We start from the raw sequence: 19492 nt of genomic DNA, 5'->3' as shown, positions 1-19492 counted from the left end.
TCCTTATCGCACCAGATAGGGTTTGCGGTTGGGTTTGGGGTTGTTGACCGGGGCCGGCTCGACCGGAAAATCGCCCATCAAATAGGGGTGCATGCCCTGATTCTTGAGGTTCTGCAGGAACTGTCCAAAGCCGGTCAGATCGACCATTGTCGGCGCTTCGGTCAGGCGGCGCGGGCTGGATTGCCCGATTTCATCGACGATGGTCTGGATGGGTTCCATCGGGGCCTCGACAAACTCGGCCATGGTCCAGATCCGCACCCGCGCCTTTGTCCAGACCGAGCGCAGGATCTCCAGATGCTTGCTTTCGATCCTTTGCAGGCGCGCGGCCTCCTTGCGCAGGTCGGCAAAGTTGCGGTTCGACTTGAACAGCGGCACCGCCCAGGCGCCGGTAATGACCGAGATCTGAGCGTTGGGGTCGCGTGCCAGCAGCCAGTTGATTTCCTGATTGTCGGCGGGGCCGAACTGGAAACACTGTCGCTCACCCCTTGTGTTCCAGATCAGTGAGGTCAGGAAACTGGTGGGATTATAGTCGCGCAACATGGCGCTGTCGCTGAGCGCACCGTTGATCAACCGCTCGCCCCCGGCGAATTCGGCCCGGTCGGGACCAAAGAGATGCCCATGCACGCGGGTGCCGGTGGCCTTGGCCAACCAGGGTTCGAAGTCCTCGAAAAGCTCAGTGAAGCCCTGGAACACCGAATACGGGTTCGAGGTCAGGCCGTTCTCGTTACCGTGGCGGGGAAAGCGGCTCTGCATATACAAACCGTCGCGCCCGCGGGTCCGGCGTTCGACCGCCTTGGCAAAGATGCGGTCGATCTTGCCCGGGTTCGGCTCGGTCCGTTTCATCGCTCCGGCCTGATCGGTCAGAAAGGCCTGGTACAGCCGCTCGGCGCGCGGCCAGATCTTGCGGGCAACGAAACAATCGGACCGGCGCAGCAATTGCAGGTGGTCGTCATAGAAGATATGCGGTTTGCCTTGGAAATCGAACTTGCTCAACGTCAGCGAGCGGCTTTCGATATTGGCCGAGAACTGGCGGGCGAGGGTCTGGAAATAGCTCTCGTCAGGTATCCAGACCTTGCGGAAATAGCGGTCATAGGTGTCGCGCTCGGGGTCCTGAAGGATCGCCGAAAGCGTATGCCGCGTCAGGCACCACCATTGGCTGCCCATGTGTGGGACCAGCCCAGCGGGTATCCGGCGCTTGAACCCCAGTCGCCGTTGCAGGTTGACGTATCTGTCGAACAGATAGCGGTGCTTTTTCCACGAAAAGGGAAAGCGCAGCGTGAATCGCTCATGGTCGAGACCGCCCACGGTCCATGGCACATCGGCGGTGGTCGCGCTTTCGATGAAATCGGTGCGCGGTCTGGCCGCAAGATAGTCGATCAGTTCTTGCACCGGGCGCAGCGGCAGGCATGAGCCGGAGGCCAGATAGACATGCCGGACATCGGCAAACTCGGCCAGAAGCTGCTCGGAGGCCGCCTGTGACGCGGCGACGATCCCCCAGGTGCCCCATTCACATCTATGCCGGGTGCTGAACCGGATCAGCGGGTCCTTGATGCAGGCATCGTGAAACGCCTTGAACGTCTTGCGCGACACGTTGCGGTCCACATGGATCACCACCGGGCAGCCCGAAGCAGTCCAGTGCTGGGCCACCTGCCGCGCCCGATCAAGCGCGGTATGCACCAGCATGACGATGCCGACCGTGCTCATGCCCAGTTCCCCTTGGACATGAGGCCGAGAATCTCCAACTGGCGCCAGTTGATGTATTTCTCGGACCATTTGCACCACAGGTCGGGCTGGCTCTCGACCTTTTCGGCATAGGCCTTGTATTCCACCGAGTTGGAATAATGCTGGCGGCGTGTCAGCTCTTCGACCGCCTTGGCGGTGAGCGTGTCGAGGAATTTGGTGTGCAACAGCGCGCCGCTCGCCTTTTCACCACCCCATTCCTCGTAAACCTGGTTCAGGCCGCGCGGCAATAGGGTATGGGTCGAACTGACATAGGCATAGCGCCGGTTCCACTTCACCAGCGGGGTCTTGTTAAGGGCAGGGGCCTTCTTGGGGTTGTCGGAAAAGAACACCCGACTGCGCGGCCCGCCCTGGATCCACAGGTTTCCGTATTCGGGGTTCTTCTTGATCGAGTAATTTCCGCTGTCGAACCAGTTGGCAATCTCCAGCGGGTTCTGCCCCTCGGCATAGGGGACACTGTCGATCCGACCCTTTGGATAGACATCGATCAGCATCGCGCTGAAAGACCGGATCGAGGAATTGTCGAGCCAGTCTGTCAACGCCTGTATCGGGCGGGTATCGCAAAAAGGATAGATAAAGAATTCGTCGGGATCGACAACCAGAACCCAATGATCGTGGGCATAGCTCCGCTTGAGCCAGTTCATCCAGTCAACGCCGAATGTGGCGGACTTGTAGCTGTGCGTGGTGTGCCAGACTGAAACATCGGACTGCCCAGCAAGGTAATCGAGCGTGCCATCGGTGCTGTCATTGTCGACGATCAGGAAATGGTCGATACCCAGCTCGCGGTAGTAACGCAAAAAGTAGGGCAAGCGGATCTTTTCGTTCCGGACAGTCGAGACCAAGAGAACATCGCCTGGTCGAATTGCAGCGGTATTGTTCTGAACGGCGCGCAATTCCCGAGATTTGCGGATGCAACGCAAAAGACGGCGCTTGCGCCGCACTCTCATCCGATAGGAGTCCCAAAGGCTCACGCTGCTATCCACTCTTCTTATGACGCGAGCATGCCCGGTACTTATAACCAACAAACCCTATTGGTATTGACCGTTTATGTCACTGAAACATCTATGGAAGCAACGGGTTTAGAAAGCGTTACGTCAATCCTGATGCCGTAACCGTGACTTTCCCCAGGTCTCGGTTGTATTCTGGCTCTAATCCCAACCTCCGGGCGAAAGAAGCCCGAGCGCGCTCAATTGCGTCCAGCCCGCGAACCGGGTCGAGGATGATGTCCAGAAATCGGGTGAGGCGGTCAGCTCGTCATAGTAATGGTCGAAATCGGCAGGCGTGTGAAAATGCTGCTGTCGGGTCTTTTCTTCGGCCGATCTGGAAACAATGTCGGGCAGAAATTTGGTGTGAAGCAGCACGCCCGAGGGCGCGCTGTCCCCCGGCCCGCCATAGGCCGCGTTCAGTCGGCGGGGCAGGGCGGAATGACACGAGTTCACATAGGCATAACGTCGGTCCCAGCGGATCAGCGGTATCTTGTTCAATGTCGGTGACCGGCGCGGCTCATCGGCAAAGAACATCCTCTCGCGCGCGCCGCCCTGAACCCACAGGTTCCCCAGTGGCTGTTGGCGCTGGGCGCGATAGGGGCCGGCATCGAACCAGTGCAGGATATCCAGCGGATCGTCGCCCGGCGCATGGATCTGCGCCGCGACCGGCCCCTTGGGGTAAAGGTCCAGCATATGGGCCCCAAAGCTGTCCCGCCCTTGCCCATTCAGCCAGCCAGTCAATGCATGCAGGTCGCGGCGGTCGTGATGTGCATAGACCAGCAGCTCGTCCACATCGACCATCAGGCACCAATGCCCGTGCGCGTGGCGCATCTGAAGCCATGTCATCCAGTCGAGCCCGAAGCGGGAGTCGCGGTAACTGGCCCCGGTCCGCCAGAGCGAAACATCGGGCCGCGCCATCAGCAGCTCGTCGCTGCCATCGTCGCTGCCGTTGTCGACCATCAGAAAGTGATCGACACCGAGGTTTCGGTAATAGTCCAGGAACCAGGGCAGGCGCAGCGCTTCGTTCCTGAGCGTGGTAACGGCCAGCACCTGACCCGGTCGGATCGCCGCGGTGCGGTCGGATAACGCGGTCAGCGCGTGGCGGCTGCGGAAAGCACGCCAGAGCAACCGCCGCCGTTTCCATCGCAACCGATAGGCATCGGCCCATCCGATCGGCGAGAGCGGCGGTGCGGGGCTGCTGGTCATCCGGTCCCTCGTGTCAGTCCAGCCCCATCGCGGCCATCATCTCTTCGATCCGGGCCACGTCCTCGGGGTTGTTCAGCTCCCAGAACTGGCGCCCGCGCGCCTCGACCTCGACACACAGAACCTTGCGCCCGTTTTCCATGAAGCGCAGTTGCTCCAGACCCTCCAGCGTTTCCAGCGGCCCTATCGGCCAGGTCGGATAATCCGCCAGCGCGCCGGGTCGATAGGCATAGACGCCGACATGGTGGAACACCGGGGTCGGCGCGTCGTCGGCATAGATCTGCGAGGTGAAGGGGATCACCTCTTTGGAGAAGTAAAGCGCGCTGCGGTCGGCGGCGAACACCGCCGTGGTTCCGCCGACGCGGCCATGTTTGCGGTCGTTCAGAAAACTGTTCAGCGCCATCCCGTCGCAGCGCAGCACCGGCGTGGCGATGTCGGCCCCGGGCGCGGCGCGCAGCCCCGAAATCAGGTCCTCGACAAACCAGTGCGGCGTCAGCGGCGCATCGCCTTGCAGGTTGACCACGATGTCGTGCCCACCGCCCAGCGCAGCATGCGCCTCGGCGCAGCGCTCGGTGCCGTTGACGCAGTTGGACGAGGTCATGACAACCTCGGCCCCGAAGCCTTGGGCCACCTCGCGGATGCGGTCGTCATCGGTGGCGACCACCACCCGATCGGCGCCACGTACCGCCATCGCCGCCCGCCACGAGCGTTCGATCAGCGTCATTTCCTTGCCACTGGCGCCGGTCAGGCTGACCAGCGGCTTGCCGGGATAGCGGGTCGAGGCATAGCGGGCGGGAATGGCGATGAGCACGGACATTCAGGCTTCCTTGAGGGTGACGCTGGGCGCGTAGGCGATAAAGAACGGGTTGGCATAGCCTTCCTTGCCATAGGTCAGCGGCTGGTGATTGTCGAAACGTACCACCTTGCCCCCGGCTCCGGCCAGAACGGCGTGACCGGCGGCGGTGTCCCATTCCATGGTGCGGCCAACACGCGGGTAAAGATCGGCCTCGCCCGTGGCCACCAGACAGAATTTCAGCGAGGAACCGGCGCTCTTGCTGTCCTTGACGGCGTATTTGCCGATGTAATCCTCGGTCGCCTGGTCGCGGTGCGATTTCGACGCCACCACCATCAACGCGGCATTATCCGCTTGCGCCACCCGGATCGGAGAGAGTTCACCGGGGGTCTCTTTGTCCAGCGCGCCGGTCTCTTCGACCGACGAACCGTCGGCCAGAGTATAGAACATCCGCCCCTTGGCCGGGGCATAGACCACCCCGCGCGTTGGCGTGCCACTTTCCACCAGCGCGATATTCACCGTAAAATCGCCGCGCCGGTTGATGAATTCTTTGGTCCCGTCCAGCGGATCGACGATCAGGAAGGTATCGCCCGTCTGGCTGTGCGAGGCCGCCTGTTCCTCGGTCACCAGCAGGATATCGGGGAAGGCCGCCCGCAAACCGGTTGAGATCAGCGCGTCCGCGGCCTCGTCCGCATCGGTCACCGGGCTGGAATCAGATTTCACCTTCACCGCGAAATCGTCGGCGTTGTAGATCGCCATGATCTGGTCGCCCGCCTCGAGCGCCAGGCGGCGGATGACAGGAATTAGTTCCTCGTAGGTCACAAAAATGCTCCGATCGTGGGATTTGTTGATCCAAGATGCAGGAGCCCTTATGCTGTGATGGCAACGGAACGGCAAGAATTCCGTGCAAGGCTTGGGCAATTCAACGGAAAGCAGCACCGTGTTTCGATACCGGCAACACAAATCCCTATTGAGCGGCGCCATCACCATGGCAGAGCTCATCTTTCACAACGTGGTGCGGGGTGTCCGTCAGGGCCATTCCAATGCCTACGCGGCGTTGGGCAAGAACATGATGCAGATCCTGGTCTTTGTGCTGGTGTTCTACATGATGTTTTCGATGCTGGGGCTTCGCGGTTCGGCGATCCGGGGCGATTTCCTGCTTTACATCATGTCGGGCATTTTCCTGTTCATGGTGCACATCAAGACGGTGGGTGCGGTTGCCGGGGCCGAGGGGCCCAACAGCGCAATGATGAAGCATGCACCCATGAATACGATCATTGCTATCCTATCTGCGGCCTTGGGGTCGCTCTATACCCAATTGCTGACGCTGTTCCTGATTCTCTTTGGCTATCATGTTGCCTTTAAGCCGATCGAGGTGGAGGATCCTGCGGGCGCGTTTGGAATGCTGATGCTGGCCTGGTTCACCGGCTGTGCGGTCGGGCTGGTATTTCTGTCGATCAAGCCCTGGGCACCGATGCTGGTGGGGGTTATGACCACGCTTTACCAGCGCGCCAACATGATCGCCTCGGGTAAGATGTTCGTGGCAAACACGTTACCAGGTTACATGCTGGCCATGTTCGATTGGAACCCGTTGTTTCACGCAATCGACCAATGTCGCGGCTTCGTATTCCGCAACTATTTCCCGCATAACAGCAATTGGCACTATTCGCTGTGGCTGGGAATCATCCTGATCATGATCGGGCTGATGGGCGAATTCTATACCCGTCGCCATGTCTCGGCTAGCTGGTACGCGCGGCGATGAGGTGGCTTTTCGCCTTGCTGCTGGTGTTTGCCGCACCGCTTGCCGCCGATCCGGTACCGGCACTGTTCGATGTGATCGGGGTTGCGGCGGACGATGTGCTGAACGTGCGCGAAGAACCTTCGGCCGGGTCCGAGGTGATCGGCACGCTGGCGCCCGATGCGGTTGGGGTCGAAGTTGTCGACCTGACCTTTGGCGGCGGTTGGGGCCGGGTGAACGTGAACGAGATGAGCGGTTGGGTCTCGATGCGTTACATGCAGCAGCAGTCCGAGGCCGACGGGGTCTGGATGACCCAGCGTTTCATCTGTTCCGGGAACGAGCCGTTCTGGTCGCTGACCGTCGAGCAGGGAGTCGGGGCGCAGTTCCAGATCTTGGGTGAGGCAGAGCAGGCTCTGCCGGCCGGTCTGCTCAAGCCCGGCGCCGGCGTGAACGATCGCTACGCCCTGACATTGGGTCAGAACGTTGCCATCCTGCGGCAAATGCAGTGCCATGACGGCATGTCCGACCGGGCCTATGGGTTGGATGTGGGCCTGATGCTGAACGGGTCGCTTTACGGCGGCTGCTGCACACTGTTGCCGAACTAGCCCGCCACGCGCAGCGTCAGGTTCAGCCGCCCGCCCTTGGGCAGCAACCGGGACGAGCCGAACCGGATACGGTCGATCCCGTGATAGATCAACCGCGCAGGTCCGCCCATCACCACCACATCGCCCGAGTTGAGCCAGACCGATTCCGTCTTGCCGCCGCGGCTGGTATTGCCGATGCGAAACAGCGCGTCATCGCCCAGTGACAGAGAAACTACTGGCCAGTTCAGATCGGCCTCGTCGCGATCCTGGTGCAGGCCCATCCGGGCGCCCTCGCCATAATAGTTGATCAGACAGCAATCGGGCGCGCGGTCCTGCCCGGTGACCCCATGCCACAGATCCAGCACTTCGGGTGGGATCGCGGGCCAGGCCATGCCCTTGGGATGGGTCGGTTGATAGCGATAGCCACCCTTGTCCGTCACCCAGCCCAACGGCCCGGCCGAGGTCATGCGTACCGAGAGCGGTTTGCCGTTCGGCATGGTGGGCGTAAACAGCGGCGCGGCCTTCAGAACCGGGCGCAGCGCCTCGATCAGCCGTGCCTGGGCCGGTCCGTCGAGCGCGCCCTTGCGAATTTCGACACCGCGCAGGTTCAACATGGTCATTCCCTGCCAGACCCTTTCCTTGACGAAGCCTTGTCAAAAAGCATGCAGATTCGCGAAAACCTGCAATTCTGCATGCTTGCAGCACCTGTTTCCGCCCCCTATATACGCCGGGACGCGCCGTGGTGTAGGCCATTGCGCAAACAGATCGGGGCCGGAATGCCAAAACGGGTTCAGGTCTCGAGCCATCGCCTTGAAGAGAAAGGGATCGAACAAATGGGTAAAGTTATCGGTATCGACCTGGGCACCACCAACTCGTGTGTTGCCATCATGGACGGCGCCCAGCCGAAAGTCATCGAAAACTCTGAAGGGGCGCGGACCACGCCCTCGATCGTCGCCTTCACCGATGATGAGCGACTGGTCGGTCAGCCGGCGAAACGCCAGGCGGTCACCAACCCCTCGAACACCATTTTTGGCGTCAAGCGCCTGATCGGCCGCCGGGTCGACGATGCCGAGGTCACCAAGGACAAAAAGATGGTGCCGTTTTCCATCGTCAACGGTGGCAATGGCGACGCATGGGTCGAAGCCAAGGGCGAGAAGTATTCGCCGTCGCAGATTTCGGCCTTCATCCTCGGCAAGATGAAGGAAACCGCAGAATCCTATCTGGGCGAGGATGTGACCCAGGCAGTGATCACGGTGCCCGCCTATTTCAACGACGCCCAGCGCCAGGCCACCAAGGATGCCGGCAAGATCGCCGGTCTGGAAGTGCTGCGCATCATCAACGAGCCGACCGCGGCCGCGCTGGCCTATGGCCTGGACAAGAAGAACAGCCAGACCATCGCCGTCTATGACCTTGGCGGCGGTACCTTCGACGTGACCATCCTGGAGATCGACGACGGCCTGTTCGAGGTCAAGTCGACCAATGGCGACACCTTCCTGGGTGGCGAAGATTTCGACATGCGGATCGTCAACTATCTGGCGGACGAGTTCAAGAAAGAGCACGGTGTCGACCTGTCCGGCGACAAGATGGCGCTTCAGCGTCTGAAAGAAGCTGCGGAAAAGGCCAAGATCGAGCTGAGCTCGACCACCCAGACCGAGATCAACCAGCCGTTCATCTCGATGGGCGCCAATGGTCAGCCTCTGCACCTGGTCATGAAACTGACCCGCGCCAAGCTGGAAAGCCTGGTGGGCGACCTGATCAAGAAGTCGATGGACCCCTGCAAGGCCGCGCTCAAGGATGCCGGCATTTCGGCCTCTGACGTTGACGAGGTGGTTCTGGTCGGCGGTATGACCCGCATGCCCAAGGTCATCGAGGAAGTGACCAAGTTCTTCGGCAAGGAACCCCACAAGGGTGTGAACCCCGACGAGGTTGTCGCAATGGGTGCCGCCATTCAGGCCGGTGTTCTGCAAGGCGACGTCAAGGATGTGGTTCTGCTCGACGTGACCCCGCTGTCGCTGGGTATCGAGACCCTGGGCGGCGTGTTTACCCGTCTGATCGACCGCAACACCACAATCCCGACCAAGAAGTCTCAGGTCTTCTCGACCGCCGAGGACAATCAGAACGCGGTGACCATCCGCGTGTTCCAGGGCGAGCGTGAAATGGCTGCTGACAACAAGATCCTCGGCCAGTTCAATCTCGAGGACATCCCGCCGGCACCGCGCGGCATGCCCCAGATCGAGGTGACATTCGACATCGACGCCAACGGCATCGTGTCGGTTTCGGCCAAAGACAAGGGTACCGGCAAAGAGCACAAGATCACCATCCAGGCCTCGGGCGGTCTTTCGGACGAGGACATCGAAAAGATGGTCAAGGATGCCGAAGAGAACGCCGAGGCCGACAAGGCCCGCAAAGAGCTGGTCGAGGCGCGCAACCAGGCCGAAAGCCTGATCCATTCGACCGAGAAATCGATCGAAGAGCATGGCGACAAGGTCGACCCGACCACTGTCGAGGCGATCGAACTGGCCATTGCCGCGCTGAAGGACGATCTGGACAAGGACGGCGTGAGCGCCGAGAAGATCAAGTCGGGCCTGCAAAACGTGACCGAAGCGGCCATGAAGCTGGGCGAGGCGATCTATAAGGCGCAGAGCGAAGGCGGCGATGGCGAGCCCGCAGGGGCGGATGCCGGTCCGTCGGACGACGACATCGTCGACGCCGAGTTCGAAGATCTCGGCGAAGACAAGCGCAAGTAACGGGTCATCCGGGCCAGAACGGGCCGGTCCGGTAACCGGGCCGGCCCGCATTCGTTGAGGCAGAAGGGAATTCGGATGTCAAAACGCGACTATTATGATGTGCTCGGCGTGTCCAAGGGCGCTTCGGCTGACGAGATCAAGAAGGCCTATCGCGGCAAGGCCAAGGAACTGCACCCCGACCGCAACAAGGACAACCCGGATGCCGAGGCGCTGTTCAAGGACGTGAACGAGGCCTATGAGGTCCTGAAAGACGCCGAGAAGAAGGCGGCCTATGACCGGTTCGGTCATGCCGCGTTCGAAGGTGGGATGGGCGGCGGCCAGCGTCCCGGCGGCGGTTTTGGATCGGGCGATTTCTCCAGCGCATTCTCGGATGTGTTCGAGGACCTGTTCGGCGATTTCATGGGTGGCCAGCGGGGAGGCGGTGGTCGTCGCGCGGCGCGCGGTTCGGACCTGCGCTATAACTTGCGGGTCACGCTGGAAGAGGCGTTCTCGGGTCTGCAAAAGACCATCAACGTGCCCACCGCGGTTGCCTGTTCGGCCTGCGAGGGAACCGGCGCCGAAGGCGGGGTTGAACCCACCACCTGCCCGACCTGTTCGGGCATGGGCAAGGTGCGCGCGCAACAGGGCTTCTTTACCGTCGAGCGGACCTGTCCGACCTGTTCGGGTCTGGGTCAGATCATCAAGAACCCGTGCAAATCCTGCCGGGGGCAGGGCCGGGTCGAAAAGGACCGCGCGCTGAGCGTCAACATCCCCGCCGGGGTTGAAACCGGCACCCGTATCCGCCTGGCGGGCGAAGGCGAGGCCGGGATGCGCGGTGGCCCTCCGGGCGATCTCTATATCTTTGTCGAGGTGGCCAAGCATGATCTGTTCGAACGCGACGGTGTGAACCTCTATTGCCGGGTGCCGGTCAGCATGGCCAAAGCGGCGCTGGGCGGTGCCATCGAGGTGCCGACCATCGACGGCGGTCGTGGCCGGGTGCAGGTGCCCGCCGGCAGCCAGTCAGGCCGGCAGATGCGCCTGCGCAGCAAGGGCATGCCCGCCCTGCGTGGCGGCGGTATCGGTGACATGTTCATCGAATTGGCGGTGGAAACGCCGGTCAACCTGACCAGCAAGCAGAAAGACCTGCTGCGCGAGTTCGAGGAACTGAGCGAGGACAACAATCCCGAGACCAAGAGCTTCTTTTCCTCGGTCAAGTCGTTCTGGGACGGGATGAAAGGCTAGGGGGCGCTGCCCCCGCCGCCTGACGGCGACTCCCCCGGAGTATTTTGGGCGGAATGAAGACAGGGGCGGGTGCCATGTGGTGCCCGCCCTTTTCCGTTGGTCAATTTCCTCTTGATTACCGCGACGTCACCTGAGAAGGTGCGCATAACCGTTGGGGTGCCCCGTTTGGGGCTGAGAGGCGCGGCTGCGTCAACCCATCGAACCTGATCCGGGCAATACCGGCGTAGGGAACGGTCTATCGCTATCGGACGTTTTCCATGCCCCCGTTGCCCCTGAACCGGAGTAGCGGACATGGCAGCGATTGCCCTGACAATAGCGGGATCCGATAGCGGCGGCGGCGCGGGGATCCAGGCCGATCTGAAGGCGATGTCGGCGCTGGGCGTCTATGGCGCCTCGGTGATCACGGCGGTGACGGCGCAGAACACCTGCGCGGTGACGGCGGTGCACGGTATCCCAACGCAAGTGATCCGGGCGCAGATCGACGCGGTTCTGGGCGATCTTGACGTGAAGGCGATCAAGATCGGCATGCTGGCGACGCCCGAGATCATCGGGGTTGTGGCCGATGCCATTGCCGGGTTTGACGGGCCAATCGTGCTGGATCCGGTCATGGTTGCGAAATCGGGTGACGCGTTGCTGGCGGCAGAGGCAATCGGGGCGCTCCGGCGTCTGCTTGTGCCGCGCGCATCGGTGCTGACCCCAAATCTGCCCGAAGCAGCGCGCTTGCTGGAGACCAATGACGCCGGGCCCTTGAACGAGGTAACCGCTCAAGGTCGTGCCCTGGTTGCGCTGGGCGCGGATGCGGTTCTGATGAAGGGTGGGCATGCGAGCGGAGCGATCTGTCATGATCTACTGGTGGGCCCTGAAGGCGTGTTGGCCGAGCTTACCGCGCCGCGCCTGGCAACGAAGAACACCCATGGCACAGGCTGTACGCTGAGTTCGGCGATTGCCGCCGGTCTTGCCAAGGGGCTGACCCTGAAAAGCGCGGTGCAAGAGGCGCATACCTATCTGCAAGGCGCGATTATTGCCGCCGATGATCTGCAAGTGGGGCAGGGTCACGGCCCGGTGCATCATTTCCATCGGGTCTGGCCCGCATGACGCTCTGGTCGGTCATAGGCGCGGGCGTTGCTGGGTTAGCGGTGGCGACCGAGTTGGTCGCGCGCGGCGCACAGGTGCAGGTGTTCGACCCCTCCGGCCCTCCCGGCCCGCATGGGTGCAGCTGGTGGGCGGGCGGTATGCTGGCGCCCTGGTGTGAGTATGAGAACGCCGAGGAACCGGTCTTGCGGTTGGGTCAGCAGGCGATCGGCTGGTGGGAAGAGCACACCACCGTCACCCGGCGCGGCACGCTGGTGGTGGCCAATCCGCGCGATCTGCCGGACCTGCGCCGCTTTGCCCGCCGGACGGAGGGGTTTACCGAAGTCATCCAAGAAGAAATCACCCAATTAGAGCCTGATCTGACCGCCTTCTCCAAAGGCTTGCATTTCCCGGACGAGGCGCATCTGGACCCGCGTCGCGCGCTGTCGGACCTCTATCGCGGCCTCACTGACAAGGGGCTCCAGTTTCACCGCAAACCCGCCCCCGCCGGGTTGGAGAATGCCATCGACTGTCGTGGCCTGCACGCGCGCGAGGTCCTGCATGACCTGCGTGGCGTCAAGGGCGAGATGCTGGTTATCCGTGCACCAGATGTGGCTCTAACACGGCCCATTCGCCTGTTGCACCCGCGCATGCCGCTCTATGTCGTGCCGCGCAGCGACCATGTCTACATGCTGGGTGCCACGATGATCGAGAGTGAGGACAGCGGTCGCATCACCGCGCGCTCGATGCTGGAACTCCTTAGCGCCGCCTATGCCCTGAACCCCGCCTTTGGCGAGGCCGAGGTGTTGGAAATCGGCGTCGATCTGCGCCCGGCCTTTCCCGACAATCTGCCGCGCATCCGGCGGCTGGGGCAGACCATTTATGCCAATGGCCTATATCGCCACGGCTATCTTCTGGCGCCCGCCTTGGCGCAGGGGGTGGCCGACCTGGCGCTGAACGACACACATACGGAGTTGGTCGATGAAGATCGTGCTTAACGGCGAACCGCGCGAGGTCGAGGCCGAAACCCTCGCCGCACTGCTGGCCGAATGTGGCCTGTCAGGCCGCGTGGCCACTGCGGTGAACGAAAGCTTTGTGCCCGCGTCCCTGCGCGGCGGGCACCGGCTGAACGACGGCGACCGGGTCGAGGTGCTTGCCCCGATGCAGGGGGGCTGAGACATGCGTGCATTCTACGGAACCGAATTGCCGAACCCGCTGATGCTGGGCACCGCGCAATATCCCAGCCCCGCGATCCTGGAACAGGCGTTCCGCGCCAGCGGAGCGGGGGTGGCCACCGTGTCGCTGCGGCGCGAATCTGGGGCGGGACAGACATTCTGGTCGCTGATCCGCGATCTGGGCGTGCTGATCCTGCCCAACACCGCCGGCTGCCACACGGTGAAAGAGGCGGTGACCACCGCCCATATGGCGCGCGAGGTGTTCGGCACACCCTGGATCAAGCTGGAATTGATCGGCCATACCGACAGCCTGCAACCTGACGTTTTCGGCCTGGTCGAGGCCGCGCGCATCCTGACCGAGGATGGGTTTCAGGTGTTCCCGTACACCACCGACGACCTGATCGTCGGCGAGCGCCTGCTGGCGGCAGGCTGTGAAGTGCTGATGCCCTGGGGCGCGCCTATCGGTTCGGGCCGGGGGCTGAACAACGAATACGCGCTGCGCGCCATGCGGGCCGAGTTTCCCGACACGCCGCTGGTGGTCGATGCGGGCATCGGCCTGCCCAGCCATGCCGCCCGCGCGATGGAGCTTGGCTATGACGCCGTCCTGCTCAACACCGCCGTGGCGCGGGCGGGCGATCCGGCGGATATGGCGCGCGCCATGGCGCTTGCCGTTCAGGCCGGGCAACTGGCGCATCGCGCCGATCCGATCGAAGCGCGCGATATGGCCAGCGCCTCGACCCCTGTCATCGGAAAGGCCTTCCTGTCATGACGCTCGACCGGTTCTATCCGATCTTCGACCATACCGACTGGCTGCGCCGGATGCTGCCGTTGGGGGTCAAGCTGGTGCAGCTCAGGATCAAGGACCGGCCCGACGCAATGATCCGCGCCGAGATTGCCACCGCGCGCGACCTCTGCCGCGCGCATGGCGCGGTGCTGGTGGTCAACGACTATTGGCAGATCGCGATCGACGCGGGCTGCGAATGGCTGCACTTGGGGCAAGAGGATCTGGATCAGGCCGATTTGCCCGCGATCCGCAAGGCGGGTCTGCGGCTGGGCGTCTCGACCCATGACGATGACGAGTTGGAGCGGGTTCTGTGCATGGATCCCGACTATGTGGCGCTTGGCCCGGTCTATCCGACCATCCTGAAACAGATGAAATGGCACCAGCAGGGCTTGCCGCGCGTCACCGAGTGGAAGGCGCGTGTCGGTGCCATCCCGCTGGTCGGTATCGGTGGCATGAGCGTCGAGCGCGCGCCGGGTGTGCTGGCCGCCGGCGCCGATATCGTTTCGGTCGTCACCGACATCACCTTGAATGCCGACCCCGAGGCACGCGTGCGCCAGTGGATCGAGGCCACCAGATGAGCCGTTATGCCCGCCAGATGATGCTGCCGCAGGTCGGGGCCGAGGGCCAGGCCCGGCTCGCCGCCGCCCGCGTGCTGGTCGTTGGCGCAGGAGGTCTCGCAGCCTCGGCGCTTCCACTGCTTGGCGGGGCAGGCGTGGGGCGGATCGATATTTTTGATGGCGACACGATTGAGCTGTCGAACCTGCATCGTCAGACGCTGTTCAGCGAGGCGGATATCGGCCGGGCCAAGGTCGAGGTCGCCGCCGAACGCTGCCGCGCGCTCAATTCGGGGATTGTCCTGACCGGTACAAAACGATCAATCACCCCGGAAAACGTGATCGGGGCCTGTCGGGATGTTGATCTGGTACTGGATTGCGCCGACAGCTACGCCGCCAGCTATCTGCTCAGCGATACATGTATGGCGCTTGGCAAGCCATTGATCAGCGCCTCGGTCCTGGGGTTGGGCGGCTATGCCGGCGGTTTCTGCGGCGGCGCGCCCAGCCTGCGCGCGGTTTTCCCCGAAGCACCGGACAGTGCGGCCAGTTGCGCAACCGCTGGCGTGCTGGGGCCGGTTGTTTCAATACTAGGCTCTATACAGGCGCAAATGACGCTTTCGATGCTTCTCGGGCTGGATCCTTCGCCGCTTGGCCAGATGGTGCAGATCGACGCGCAAACCTGGCGCAATAGCGCGTTCCGATTTGATCACGCACCGGAACCAGAGACCGCCTTTCGTTTTGTGGCGCCCTCGGGCCTGACCGCCGATGACCTCGTCATCGAGTTGCGCAGCGAGTCCGAAGCGCCCCATCCAGCACACCCGTCAGCCCGCCGCATGACGACATCCGAGATCGAAATAACAGACACTAACCAAGGAAAACGACTGGTTCTGTGCTGCGCCACCGGCCTCCGGGCCTGGCGCGCCGCGGAACAGTTGCAACCGGATTGGCCCGGCGAGATCGTCCTCGTCGCGGCTGCCACATCATGAAAGGAAACGCGACATGAAACACTTGGTAACTGCATTGGCGTTGCTCGCTGCAACGCCCGCCTTGGCGCAAGACAAGATGACCCTGCTGCTCGATTGGTTCATCAACCCCGATCACGGCCCGATCATCGTGGCACAGGAAAAGGGATATTTCGCGGAACAGGGTCTAACCGTGGAAATTGTGGCCCCTGCCGACCCCTCCGCGCCGCCGCGCCTGGTGGCTGCCGGGCAGGCCGACCTGGCGGTCAGCTATCAGCCGCAGCTGCACCTGCAAATCCACGAAGGCCTGCCGCTCAAGCGCGTGGGCACGCTGGTCGCCACGCCGCTCAACTGCCTTCTGGTGCTTGAGGACGGCCCGATCAAATCGCCTGCCGACCTCAAGGGCAAGAAAATCGGCTTCTCTGTCGCGGGCGTCGAAGAGGCGATCCTGACCACGGTTCTGGGCAAGTATGGCGTCGCGCTCAGCGATGTAGAGATGATCAACGTGAACTTCTCTCTCTCGCCCGCATTGATGAGCGGGCAGGTCGATGCCGTGATCGGTGCATATCGAAATTTCGAGCTGAATCAGATGGATATCGAAGGCGAACCGGGCCGCTGCTTCTATATCGAGGAAGAGGGCGTGCCGTCTTATGACGAGCTGATCTATGTCGCCAACCCCGAGCGGATGGATGCCGACAAGATCGCCCGCTTCCTTGAGGCGACCGAGAAGGCGACGCAATTCATCGTCAACAACCCGCAGGCCAGCTGGGAGATCTTCGCCGCCACCTCGCCCGAATTGCAGGACGAACTGAACAAGCGCGCCTGGGTCGATACGCTGCCGCGCTTTGCCCTGCGTCCCGCCGGGTTCGACGCGGGCCGCTATGCCCGGTTCGAGGCGTTTCTGAAGGACACCGGCCTGATCGACAGCGTCAATCCGGTCTCGACCATCACCATCGACGTGACCGCTGAATGAGCGCGCCGGATTATGGCCACGCCTTTGGCCTGATGCGTGCGGCGGCAGGGCAGCCGTGGCGGGATTATACCCGCCACGCCTTTGTCGAAGGGATCAAGGATGGCAGCCTGCCGCACGATGCTTTCCTGCATTATCTGCGGCAGGATTACGTGTTCCTGATCCATTTCGCGCGCGCCTGGGCGCTGGCGGTGGTCAAGGGCCAGACCCATGCCGAGATGCTGGCCGCCGTTGGTACCGTCAACGCCTTGGTGGCCGAGGAGATGCAGCTCCATATCGGGGTGTGCGAGGCGGCGGGGATCTCGAAGGACGCGCTGTTTGCCACCCCCGAGCGGCCCGAAAACCTCGCCTATACCCGCTTTGTGCTCGAGACCGGGTATAGCGGTGATCTGGCCGATCTGCTGGCTGCGCTGGCGCCCTGTGTCATGGGCTATGGCGAGATTGGCACACGGCTGGCGGCAGAGGCGACGAGTGATCGTTACAGGGATTGGATCGACACCTATGCCGGGGCCGAGTATCAAGCGGCTTGCAAGGCTGCGGGTGAGTTGATGGATCAGGCTCTAACAAGGCGTATTGGCGCAGATTTCGAGGCCTCGCCGCGATGGGAACGTCTGTGCCGAACCTTCTGCACCGCAACGGAACTCGAGGTCGGTTTCTGGCAGATGGGGCTTACCCCGTGACCCCGGCCCCCGCGATAACTGTTGCCGGCAGCGCCAGCATCGACGGTGGGTCTTTGTTCGCGCCGTTGGCCCTGACATTGGAAGCGGCGCAATGGACCTGCCTTTTGGGCGGGTCCGGCGTCGGCAAGTCGACGGTGTTGCGGCTGATCGCGGGGTTGGAAACAGGAGCGGAGTTCAGCGGCACGATCACGGCGTCGGATAGTTCCCCGGTGGCGGCGCGAGTTGCCTATATGGCGCAGGACGATCTGTTGTTCCCTTGGGCCAGTGTAGCGCAGAACGTGGCGCTGGGCGCTCGGCTGCGGGGCGAGCAAGTGGACCTTGCCCGGCTCGACGACCTGCTGCGTCGGGTGCGCCTGACCGACCACGCCGCCAAGCGCCCGGCGGAACTCTCGGGTGGCCAGCGCCAGCGGGTGGCATTGGCGCGCACCCTGATGGAGGACAAGCCGGTTGTATTGCTCGACGAGCCCTTCTCGGCCCTCGATGCCCGGACCCGCGCCGATATGCAGGAGCTGGCCGCCGAGCTGCTGGCCGGGCGGACCGTGCTGTTGGTGACCCACGACCCGGCCGAGGCCGCGCGGCTGGGGCATTCGATCCAGGTGATGACCGCCGATGGGCTGACACCGGTCACACCGCCGACCGCGCCGATGCCCCGCGCGGTGGACGATGCCGAAACGCTGCTGTGCCAGGGCGCGCTGCTCAGGATGCTGCGGGAGGGAGGGGAATGACACGCTGGCTCCCTGCTCTGGCCGCGACCCTTTTTGCGCTGGCGATCTGGCAGGCGGTGGTCAGCCTGACCGACCTGCCGCGATTCATCCTGCCCGGCCCTGCTCTGGTGGCCGAAACCTGGTGGCAGAGCCGCTGGCTGATCGCCGAGCATACGGCGGTGACCGCGCTCGAGGTTCTGATCGGCCTTGCCTGCGGTGCAGTGCTGGGCGTGGCGACGGCGCTGCAACTGGCCAGTTCGCGGATTGCACGGGTACTGGTGCAGCCGATGCTGGTCTTTACCCAGGCGCTGCCGGTCTTTGCGCTGGCGCCGATCCTGACGCTGTGGCTGGGCTACGGGCTGTGGTCCAAGGTGGCGATGGCGGTGCTGATCATCTATTTCCCGATCACGGCGGCGTTTTTCGACGGGCTGATGCGGACGCCTGTGGGATACCTTGACCTTGCCCGCACCATGCAGGCCAGCCCGCGTGCGGTGCTTTGGCATATCCGGGTGCCGGCGGCGCTGCCGCAGCTGGCCTCGGGCCTGCGGCTGGCGGCGGTCTATGCGCCGATCGGCGCGGTGATCGGGGAATGGGTGGGTGCGTCAAAAGGGCTGGGGTACCTGATGCTCCTGGCCAATGGCCGCGCCAAGACCGACCTGATGTTTGCCGCCATGCTGACGCTGGGCGTGCTGTCGGTGCTGCTGCATCTGGCGATGCGACGGGCGACACGGCAAATGGCGGGCGAGCGTTAACCTCTCGGAAACCGATTCTGGACGACGCTGCGTGCCATGCGCCAGACTGGTCTGTCCGAGGCCCCGATGCTGTTCGACATGGACGAAGCGCCGGAGATGCCGCTGCCCTCGGGGCGGTTGCCGTCCTATATCCGGGATCATCGCAAGCGCTTGCGGGAACGGTTCATGGCCGGTGGTGCGGCGGCGCTGCCGGATTACGAGTTGCTGGAGCTGGTGCTGTTCCGATCGATCCCCAGGCAGGACGTCAAGCCGCTGGCGCGGCTGCTGCTTGATACGTTTGGCGATTTCAACCGGGTGCTGACCGCCCCTGTGGAGCGGCTGGCCGAGGTCAAAGGCGTGGGCGAGGCGGTGATCACCGATCTCAAGATACTGGAGGCCAGTGCCCACCGCATGGCCCGCGCCCGGGTGATGCAGCGGCAGGTGATCTCCAGTTGGGATGCGCTGCTGGATTACTGCCACACCACCATGGCGCATCGCGAGACCGAGCAGTTCCGGGTCTTCTACCTCGACCGCAAGAACGTGCTGATTGCGGACGAGGAACAGGCGCGCGGGACGGTCGATCACGTGCCGGTCTATCCGCGGGAGGTTGCCAAGCGGGCGCTGGAGTTGAACGCCTCGGCGCTGATCCTGGTGCACAACCACCCATCAGGAGACCCGACACCGTCGCAATCGGATATCGACATGACGGCGCGGATCCGGGCCGCGTGTGAGGCGCTGGGGATAACGCTGCACGATCACCTGATCATCGGAAAATCGGTCGAGTTGAGCTTCCGCTCCGAAGGGTTTCTATAGGGGGCGCTGCCCCCGTCGCGGCAGGGCCGCGACTCC

The 19492-nt window shown here is 63.0% G+C and carries 22 protein-coding genes and 1 riboswitch; of the genes, 16 read left to right on the top strand and 6 right to left on the bottom strand.

All coding sequences use genetic code 11. From position 1 onward, the window contains the following. Positions 1–3 precede the first annotated feature (3 nt). Both MB818_RS10305 and MB818_RS10300 read right to left on the bottom strand, forming a co-directional pair. The gene (locus MB818_RS10305) at positions 4–1704 is read right to left on the bottom strand and encodes a DUF5927 domain-containing protein (protein WP_234216670.1); all 1701 of its coding nucleotides are present in this window, start codon (positions 1702–1704) and stop codon (positions 4–6) included. Further along, a complete protein-coding gene (locus MB818_RS10300; protein ID WP_234139184.1) occupies positions 1701–2537 on the bottom strand; it encodes a glycosyltransferase family 2 protein in 837 nt (278 codons plus the stop codon). The genes MB818_RS10305 and MB818_RS10300 overlap by 4 nt, the downstream gene beginning before the upstream one ends. Here MB818_RS10300 and MB818_RS10295 point away from each other — a divergent pair. Beyond that, positions 2505–2852: a hypothetical protein gene (locus MB818_RS10295; protein WP_234163333.1), complete on the top strand. Its 348-nt coding sequence runs from the start codon at positions 2505–2507 to the stop codon at positions 2850–2852. The two genes, MB818_RS10300 and MB818_RS10295, sit on opposite strands and share 33 nt — an antisense overlap. Before the next feature lie 36 nt (positions 2853–2888). Here MB818_RS10295 and MB818_RS10290 read toward each other — a convergent pair whose 3' ends face one another. The 3 genes from MB818_RS10290 to cysQ are packed head-to-tail and all read right to left on the bottom strand — an operon-like array spanning position 2889 to position 5544. Continuing rightward, positions 2889–3932, bottom strand: coding sequence for a glycosyltransferase family 2 protein (locus tag MB818_RS10290; RefSeq protein WP_234139186.1), 1044 nt, complete (start codon positions 3930–3932; stop codon positions 2889–2891). 13 nt (positions 3933–3945) lie between these two features. Continuing rightward, positions 3946–4746, bottom strand: a complete 801-nt coding sequence (locus tag MB818_RS10285) for a 3-deoxy-manno-octulosonate cytidylyltransferase family protein (protein WP_238905007.1) — start codon at positions 4744–4746, stop codon at positions 3946–3948. Further along, on the bottom strand, positions 4747–5544 hold the full coding sequence (gene cysQ, locus MB818_RS10280; protein ID WP_234139188.1) for a 3'(2'),5'-bisphosphate nucleotidase CysQ: 798 nt from the start codon (positions 5542–5544) through the stop codon (positions 4747–4749). A 166-nt stretch (positions 5545–5710) separates the two neighbouring features. On the opposite strand from cysQ, the gene MB818_RS10275 reads away from it, so the two are divergent. Both MB818_RS10275 and MB818_RS10270 read left to right on the top strand, forming a co-directional pair. Continuing rightward, positions 5711–6484 carry an ABC transporter permease gene (locus tag MB818_RS10275; protein ID WP_235775994.1) on the top strand — a complete coding sequence of 258 codons (774 nt, stop codon included), beginning with the start codon at positions 5711–5713 and terminating at the stop codon, positions 6482–6484. After that, positions 6481–7065: a COG3650 family protein gene (locus MB818_RS10270; RefSeq protein WP_234177615.1), complete on the top strand. Its 585-nt coding sequence runs from the start codon at positions 6481–6483 to the stop codon at positions 7063–7065. The genes MB818_RS10275 and MB818_RS10270 overlap by 4 nt, the downstream gene beginning before the upstream one ends. Here the strand turns inward: MB818_RS10270 and MB818_RS10265 are convergent. Beyond that, complete coding sequence (locus MB818_RS10265; protein WP_234139191.1) at positions 7062–7664, bottom strand: alpha-ketoglutarate-dependent dioxygenase AlkB family protein; 603 nt, start codon at positions 7662–7664, stop codon at positions 7062–7064. The two genes, MB818_RS10270 and MB818_RS10265, sit on opposite strands and share 4 nt — an antisense overlap. Positions 7665–7877: 213 nt before the next feature. On the opposite strand from MB818_RS10265, the gene dnaK reads away from it, so the two are divergent. From dnaK to radC, 13 genes are all read left to right on the top strand, one after another. Continuing rightward, complete coding sequence (gene dnaK, locus MB818_RS10260) at positions 7878–9791, top strand: molecular chaperone DnaK (RefSeq protein ID WP_234139192.1); 1914 nt, start codon at positions 7878–7880, stop codon at positions 9789–9791. Positions 9792–9866: 75 nt separating this feature from the next. Next, on the top strand, positions 9867–11012 hold the full coding sequence (dnaJ, locus tag MB818_RS10255; RefSeq protein ID WP_234165063.1) for a molecular chaperone DnaJ: 1146 nt from the start codon (positions 9867–9869) through the stop codon (positions 11010–11012). A gap of 142 nt (positions 11013–11154) precedes the next feature. Continuing rightward, positions 11155–11259, top strand: a riboswitch (TPP riboswitch). Positions 11260–11303: 44 nt separating this feature from the next. Next, entirely contained in the window at positions 11304–12107 is an 804-nt protein-coding gene (gene thiD, locus MB818_RS10250; RefSeq protein WP_234216673.1) for a bifunctional hydroxymethylpyrimidine kinase/phosphomethylpyrimidine kinase, read from the top strand. Further along, the gene (locus MB818_RS10245) at positions 12104–13081 is read left to right on the top strand and encodes an FAD-dependent oxidoreductase (RefSeq protein WP_238905006.1); all 978 of its coding nucleotides are present in this window, start codon (positions 12104–12106) and stop codon (positions 13079–13081) included. The genes thiD and MB818_RS10245 overlap by 4 nt, the downstream gene beginning before the upstream one ends. Next, on the top strand, positions 13065–13259 hold the full coding sequence (thiS, locus tag MB818_RS10240) for a sulfur carrier protein ThiS (RefSeq protein WP_234139196.1): 195 nt from the start codon (positions 13065–13067) through the stop codon (positions 13257–13259). Before MB818_RS10245 ends, thiS begins: the two co-directional genes overlap by 17 nt. Before the next feature lie 3 nt (positions 13260–13262). Further along, entirely contained in the window at positions 13263–14027 is a 765-nt protein-coding gene (locus MB818_RS10235; RefSeq protein WP_234139197.1) for a thiazole synthase, read from the top strand. Next, positions 14024–14620, top strand: a complete 597-nt coding sequence (locus MB818_RS10230) for a thiamine phosphate synthase (protein ID WP_238905005.1) — start codon at positions 14024–14026, stop codon at positions 14618–14620. The genes MB818_RS10235 and MB818_RS10230 overlap by 4 nt, the downstream gene beginning before the upstream one ends. Further along, positions 14617–15582 (top strand): ThiF family adenylyltransferase, encoded by a 966-nt coding sequence (locus MB818_RS10225; RefSeq protein WP_238905004.1) that lies wholly within the window; start codon positions 14617–14619, stop codon positions 15580–15582. Before MB818_RS10230 ends, MB818_RS10225 begins: the two co-directional genes overlap by 4 nt. A 13-nt stretch (positions 15583–15595) precedes the next feature. Beyond that, positions 15596–16531 carry an ABC transporter substrate-binding protein gene (locus MB818_RS10220; protein ID WP_238905002.1) on the top strand — a complete coding sequence of 312 codons (936 nt, stop codon included), beginning with the start codon at positions 15596–15598 and terminating at the stop codon, positions 16529–16531. Beyond that, on the top strand, positions 16528–17208 hold the full coding sequence (gene tenA, locus MB818_RS10215; RefSeq protein ID WP_234139201.1) for a thiaminase II: 681 nt from the start codon (positions 16528–16530) through the stop codon (positions 17206–17208). The genes MB818_RS10220 and tenA overlap by 4 nt, the downstream gene beginning before the upstream one ends. Then, positions 17205–17933, top strand: coding sequence for an ABC transporter ATP-binding protein (locus MB818_RS10210; protein ID WP_238905000.1), 729 nt, complete (start codon positions 17205–17207; stop codon positions 17931–17933). Before tenA ends, MB818_RS10210 begins: the two co-directional genes overlap by 4 nt. Then, positions 17930–18664, top strand: a complete 735-nt coding sequence (locus MB818_RS10205) for an ABC transporter permease (protein WP_234139203.1) — start codon at positions 17930–17932, stop codon at positions 18662–18664. The genes MB818_RS10210 and MB818_RS10205 overlap by 4 nt, the downstream gene beginning before the upstream one ends. Positions 18665–18700: 36 nt before the next feature. After that, on the top strand, positions 18701–19456 hold the full coding sequence (gene radC, locus MB818_RS10200; protein WP_430539609.1) for a RadC family protein: 756 nt from the start codon (positions 18701–18703) through the stop codon (positions 19454–19456). Positions 19457–19492: the final 36 nt, after the last annotated feature.

Source organism: Ruegeria alba, assembly GCF_022321465.1.
GTDB lineage: Bacteria > Pseudomonadota > Alphaproteobacteria > Rhodobacterales > Rhodobacteraceae > Ruegeria_B > Ruegeria_B alba.
The sequence above is the reverse complement of the archived record's forward strand: the minus strand, read 5'-3'. Positions and strand labels throughout refer to the sequence as shown.

Coding starts and splice junctions, on each gene's coding strand:
- MB818_RS10305 (WP_234216670.1), bottom strand. CDS start 1,704: ATGAGCACGGTCGGCATCGTCATGCTGGTGCATACCGCGCTTGATCGG.
- MB818_RS10295 (WP_234163333.1), top strand. CDS start 2,505: ATGGTCGATACCCAGCTCGCGGTAGTAACGCAAAAAGTAGGGCAAGCG.
- MB818_RS10290 (WP_234139186.1), bottom strand. CDS start 3,932: ATGACCAGCAGCCCCGCACCGCCGCTCTCGCCGATCGGATGGGCCGAT.
- MB818_RS10285 (WP_238905007.1), bottom strand. CDS start 4,746: ATGTCCGTGCTCATCGCCATTCCCGCCCGCTATGCCTCGACCCGCTAT.
- MB818_RS10275 (WP_235775994.1), top strand. CDS start 5,711: ATGGCAGAGCTCATCTTTCACAACGTGGTGCGGGGTGTCCGTCAGGGC.
- MB818_RS10270 (WP_234177615.1), top strand. CDS start 6,481: ATGAGGTGGCTTTTCGCCTTGCTGCTGGTGTTTGCCGCACCGCTTGCC.
- MB818_RS10265 (WP_234139191.1), bottom strand. CDS start 7,664: ATGACCATGTTGAACCTGCGCGGTGTCGAAATTCGCAAGGGCGCGCTC.
- dnaK (WP_234139192.1), top strand. CDS start 7,878: ATGGGTAAAGTTATCGGTATCGACCTGGGCACCACCAACTCGTGTGTT.
- dnaJ (WP_234165063.1), top strand. CDS start 9,867: ATGTCAAAACGCGACTATTATGATGTGCTCGGCGTGTCCAAGGGCGCT.
- thiD (WP_234216673.1), top strand. CDS start 11,304: ATGGCAGCGATTGCCCTGACAATAGCGGGATCCGATAGCGGCGGCGGC.
- MB818_RS10245 (WP_238905006.1), top strand. CDS start 12,104: ATGACGCTCTGGTCGGTCATAGGCGCGGGCGTTGCTGGGTTAGCGGTG.
- thiS (WP_234139196.1), top strand. CDS start 13,065: ATGAAGATCGTGCTTAACGGCGAACCGCGCGAGGTCGAGGCCGAAACC.
- MB818_RS10235 (WP_234139197.1), top strand. CDS start 13,263: ATGCGTGCATTCTACGGAACCGAATTGCCGAACCCGCTGATGCTGGGC.
- MB818_RS10230 (WP_238905005.1), top strand. CDS start 14,024: ATGACGCTCGACCGGTTCTATCCGATCTTCGACCATACCGACTGGCTG.
- MB818_RS10225 (WP_238905004.1), top strand. CDS start 14,617: ATGAGCCGTTATGCCCGCCAGATGATGCTGCCGCAGGTCGGGGCCGAG.
- MB818_RS10220 (WP_238905002.1), top strand. CDS start 15,596: ATGAAACACTTGGTAACTGCATTGGCGTTGCTCGCTGCAACGCCCGCC.
- tenA (WP_234139201.1), top strand. CDS start 16,528: ATGAGCGCGCCGGATTATGGCCACGCCTTTGGCCTGATGCGTGCGGCG.
- MB818_RS10205 (WP_234139203.1), top strand. CDS start 17,930: ATGACACGCTGGCTCCCTGCTCTGGCCGCGACCCTTTTTGCGCTGGCG.
- radC (WP_430539609.1), top strand. CDS start 18,701: ATGCGCCAGACTGGTCTGTCCGAGGCCCCGATGCTGTTCGACATGGAC.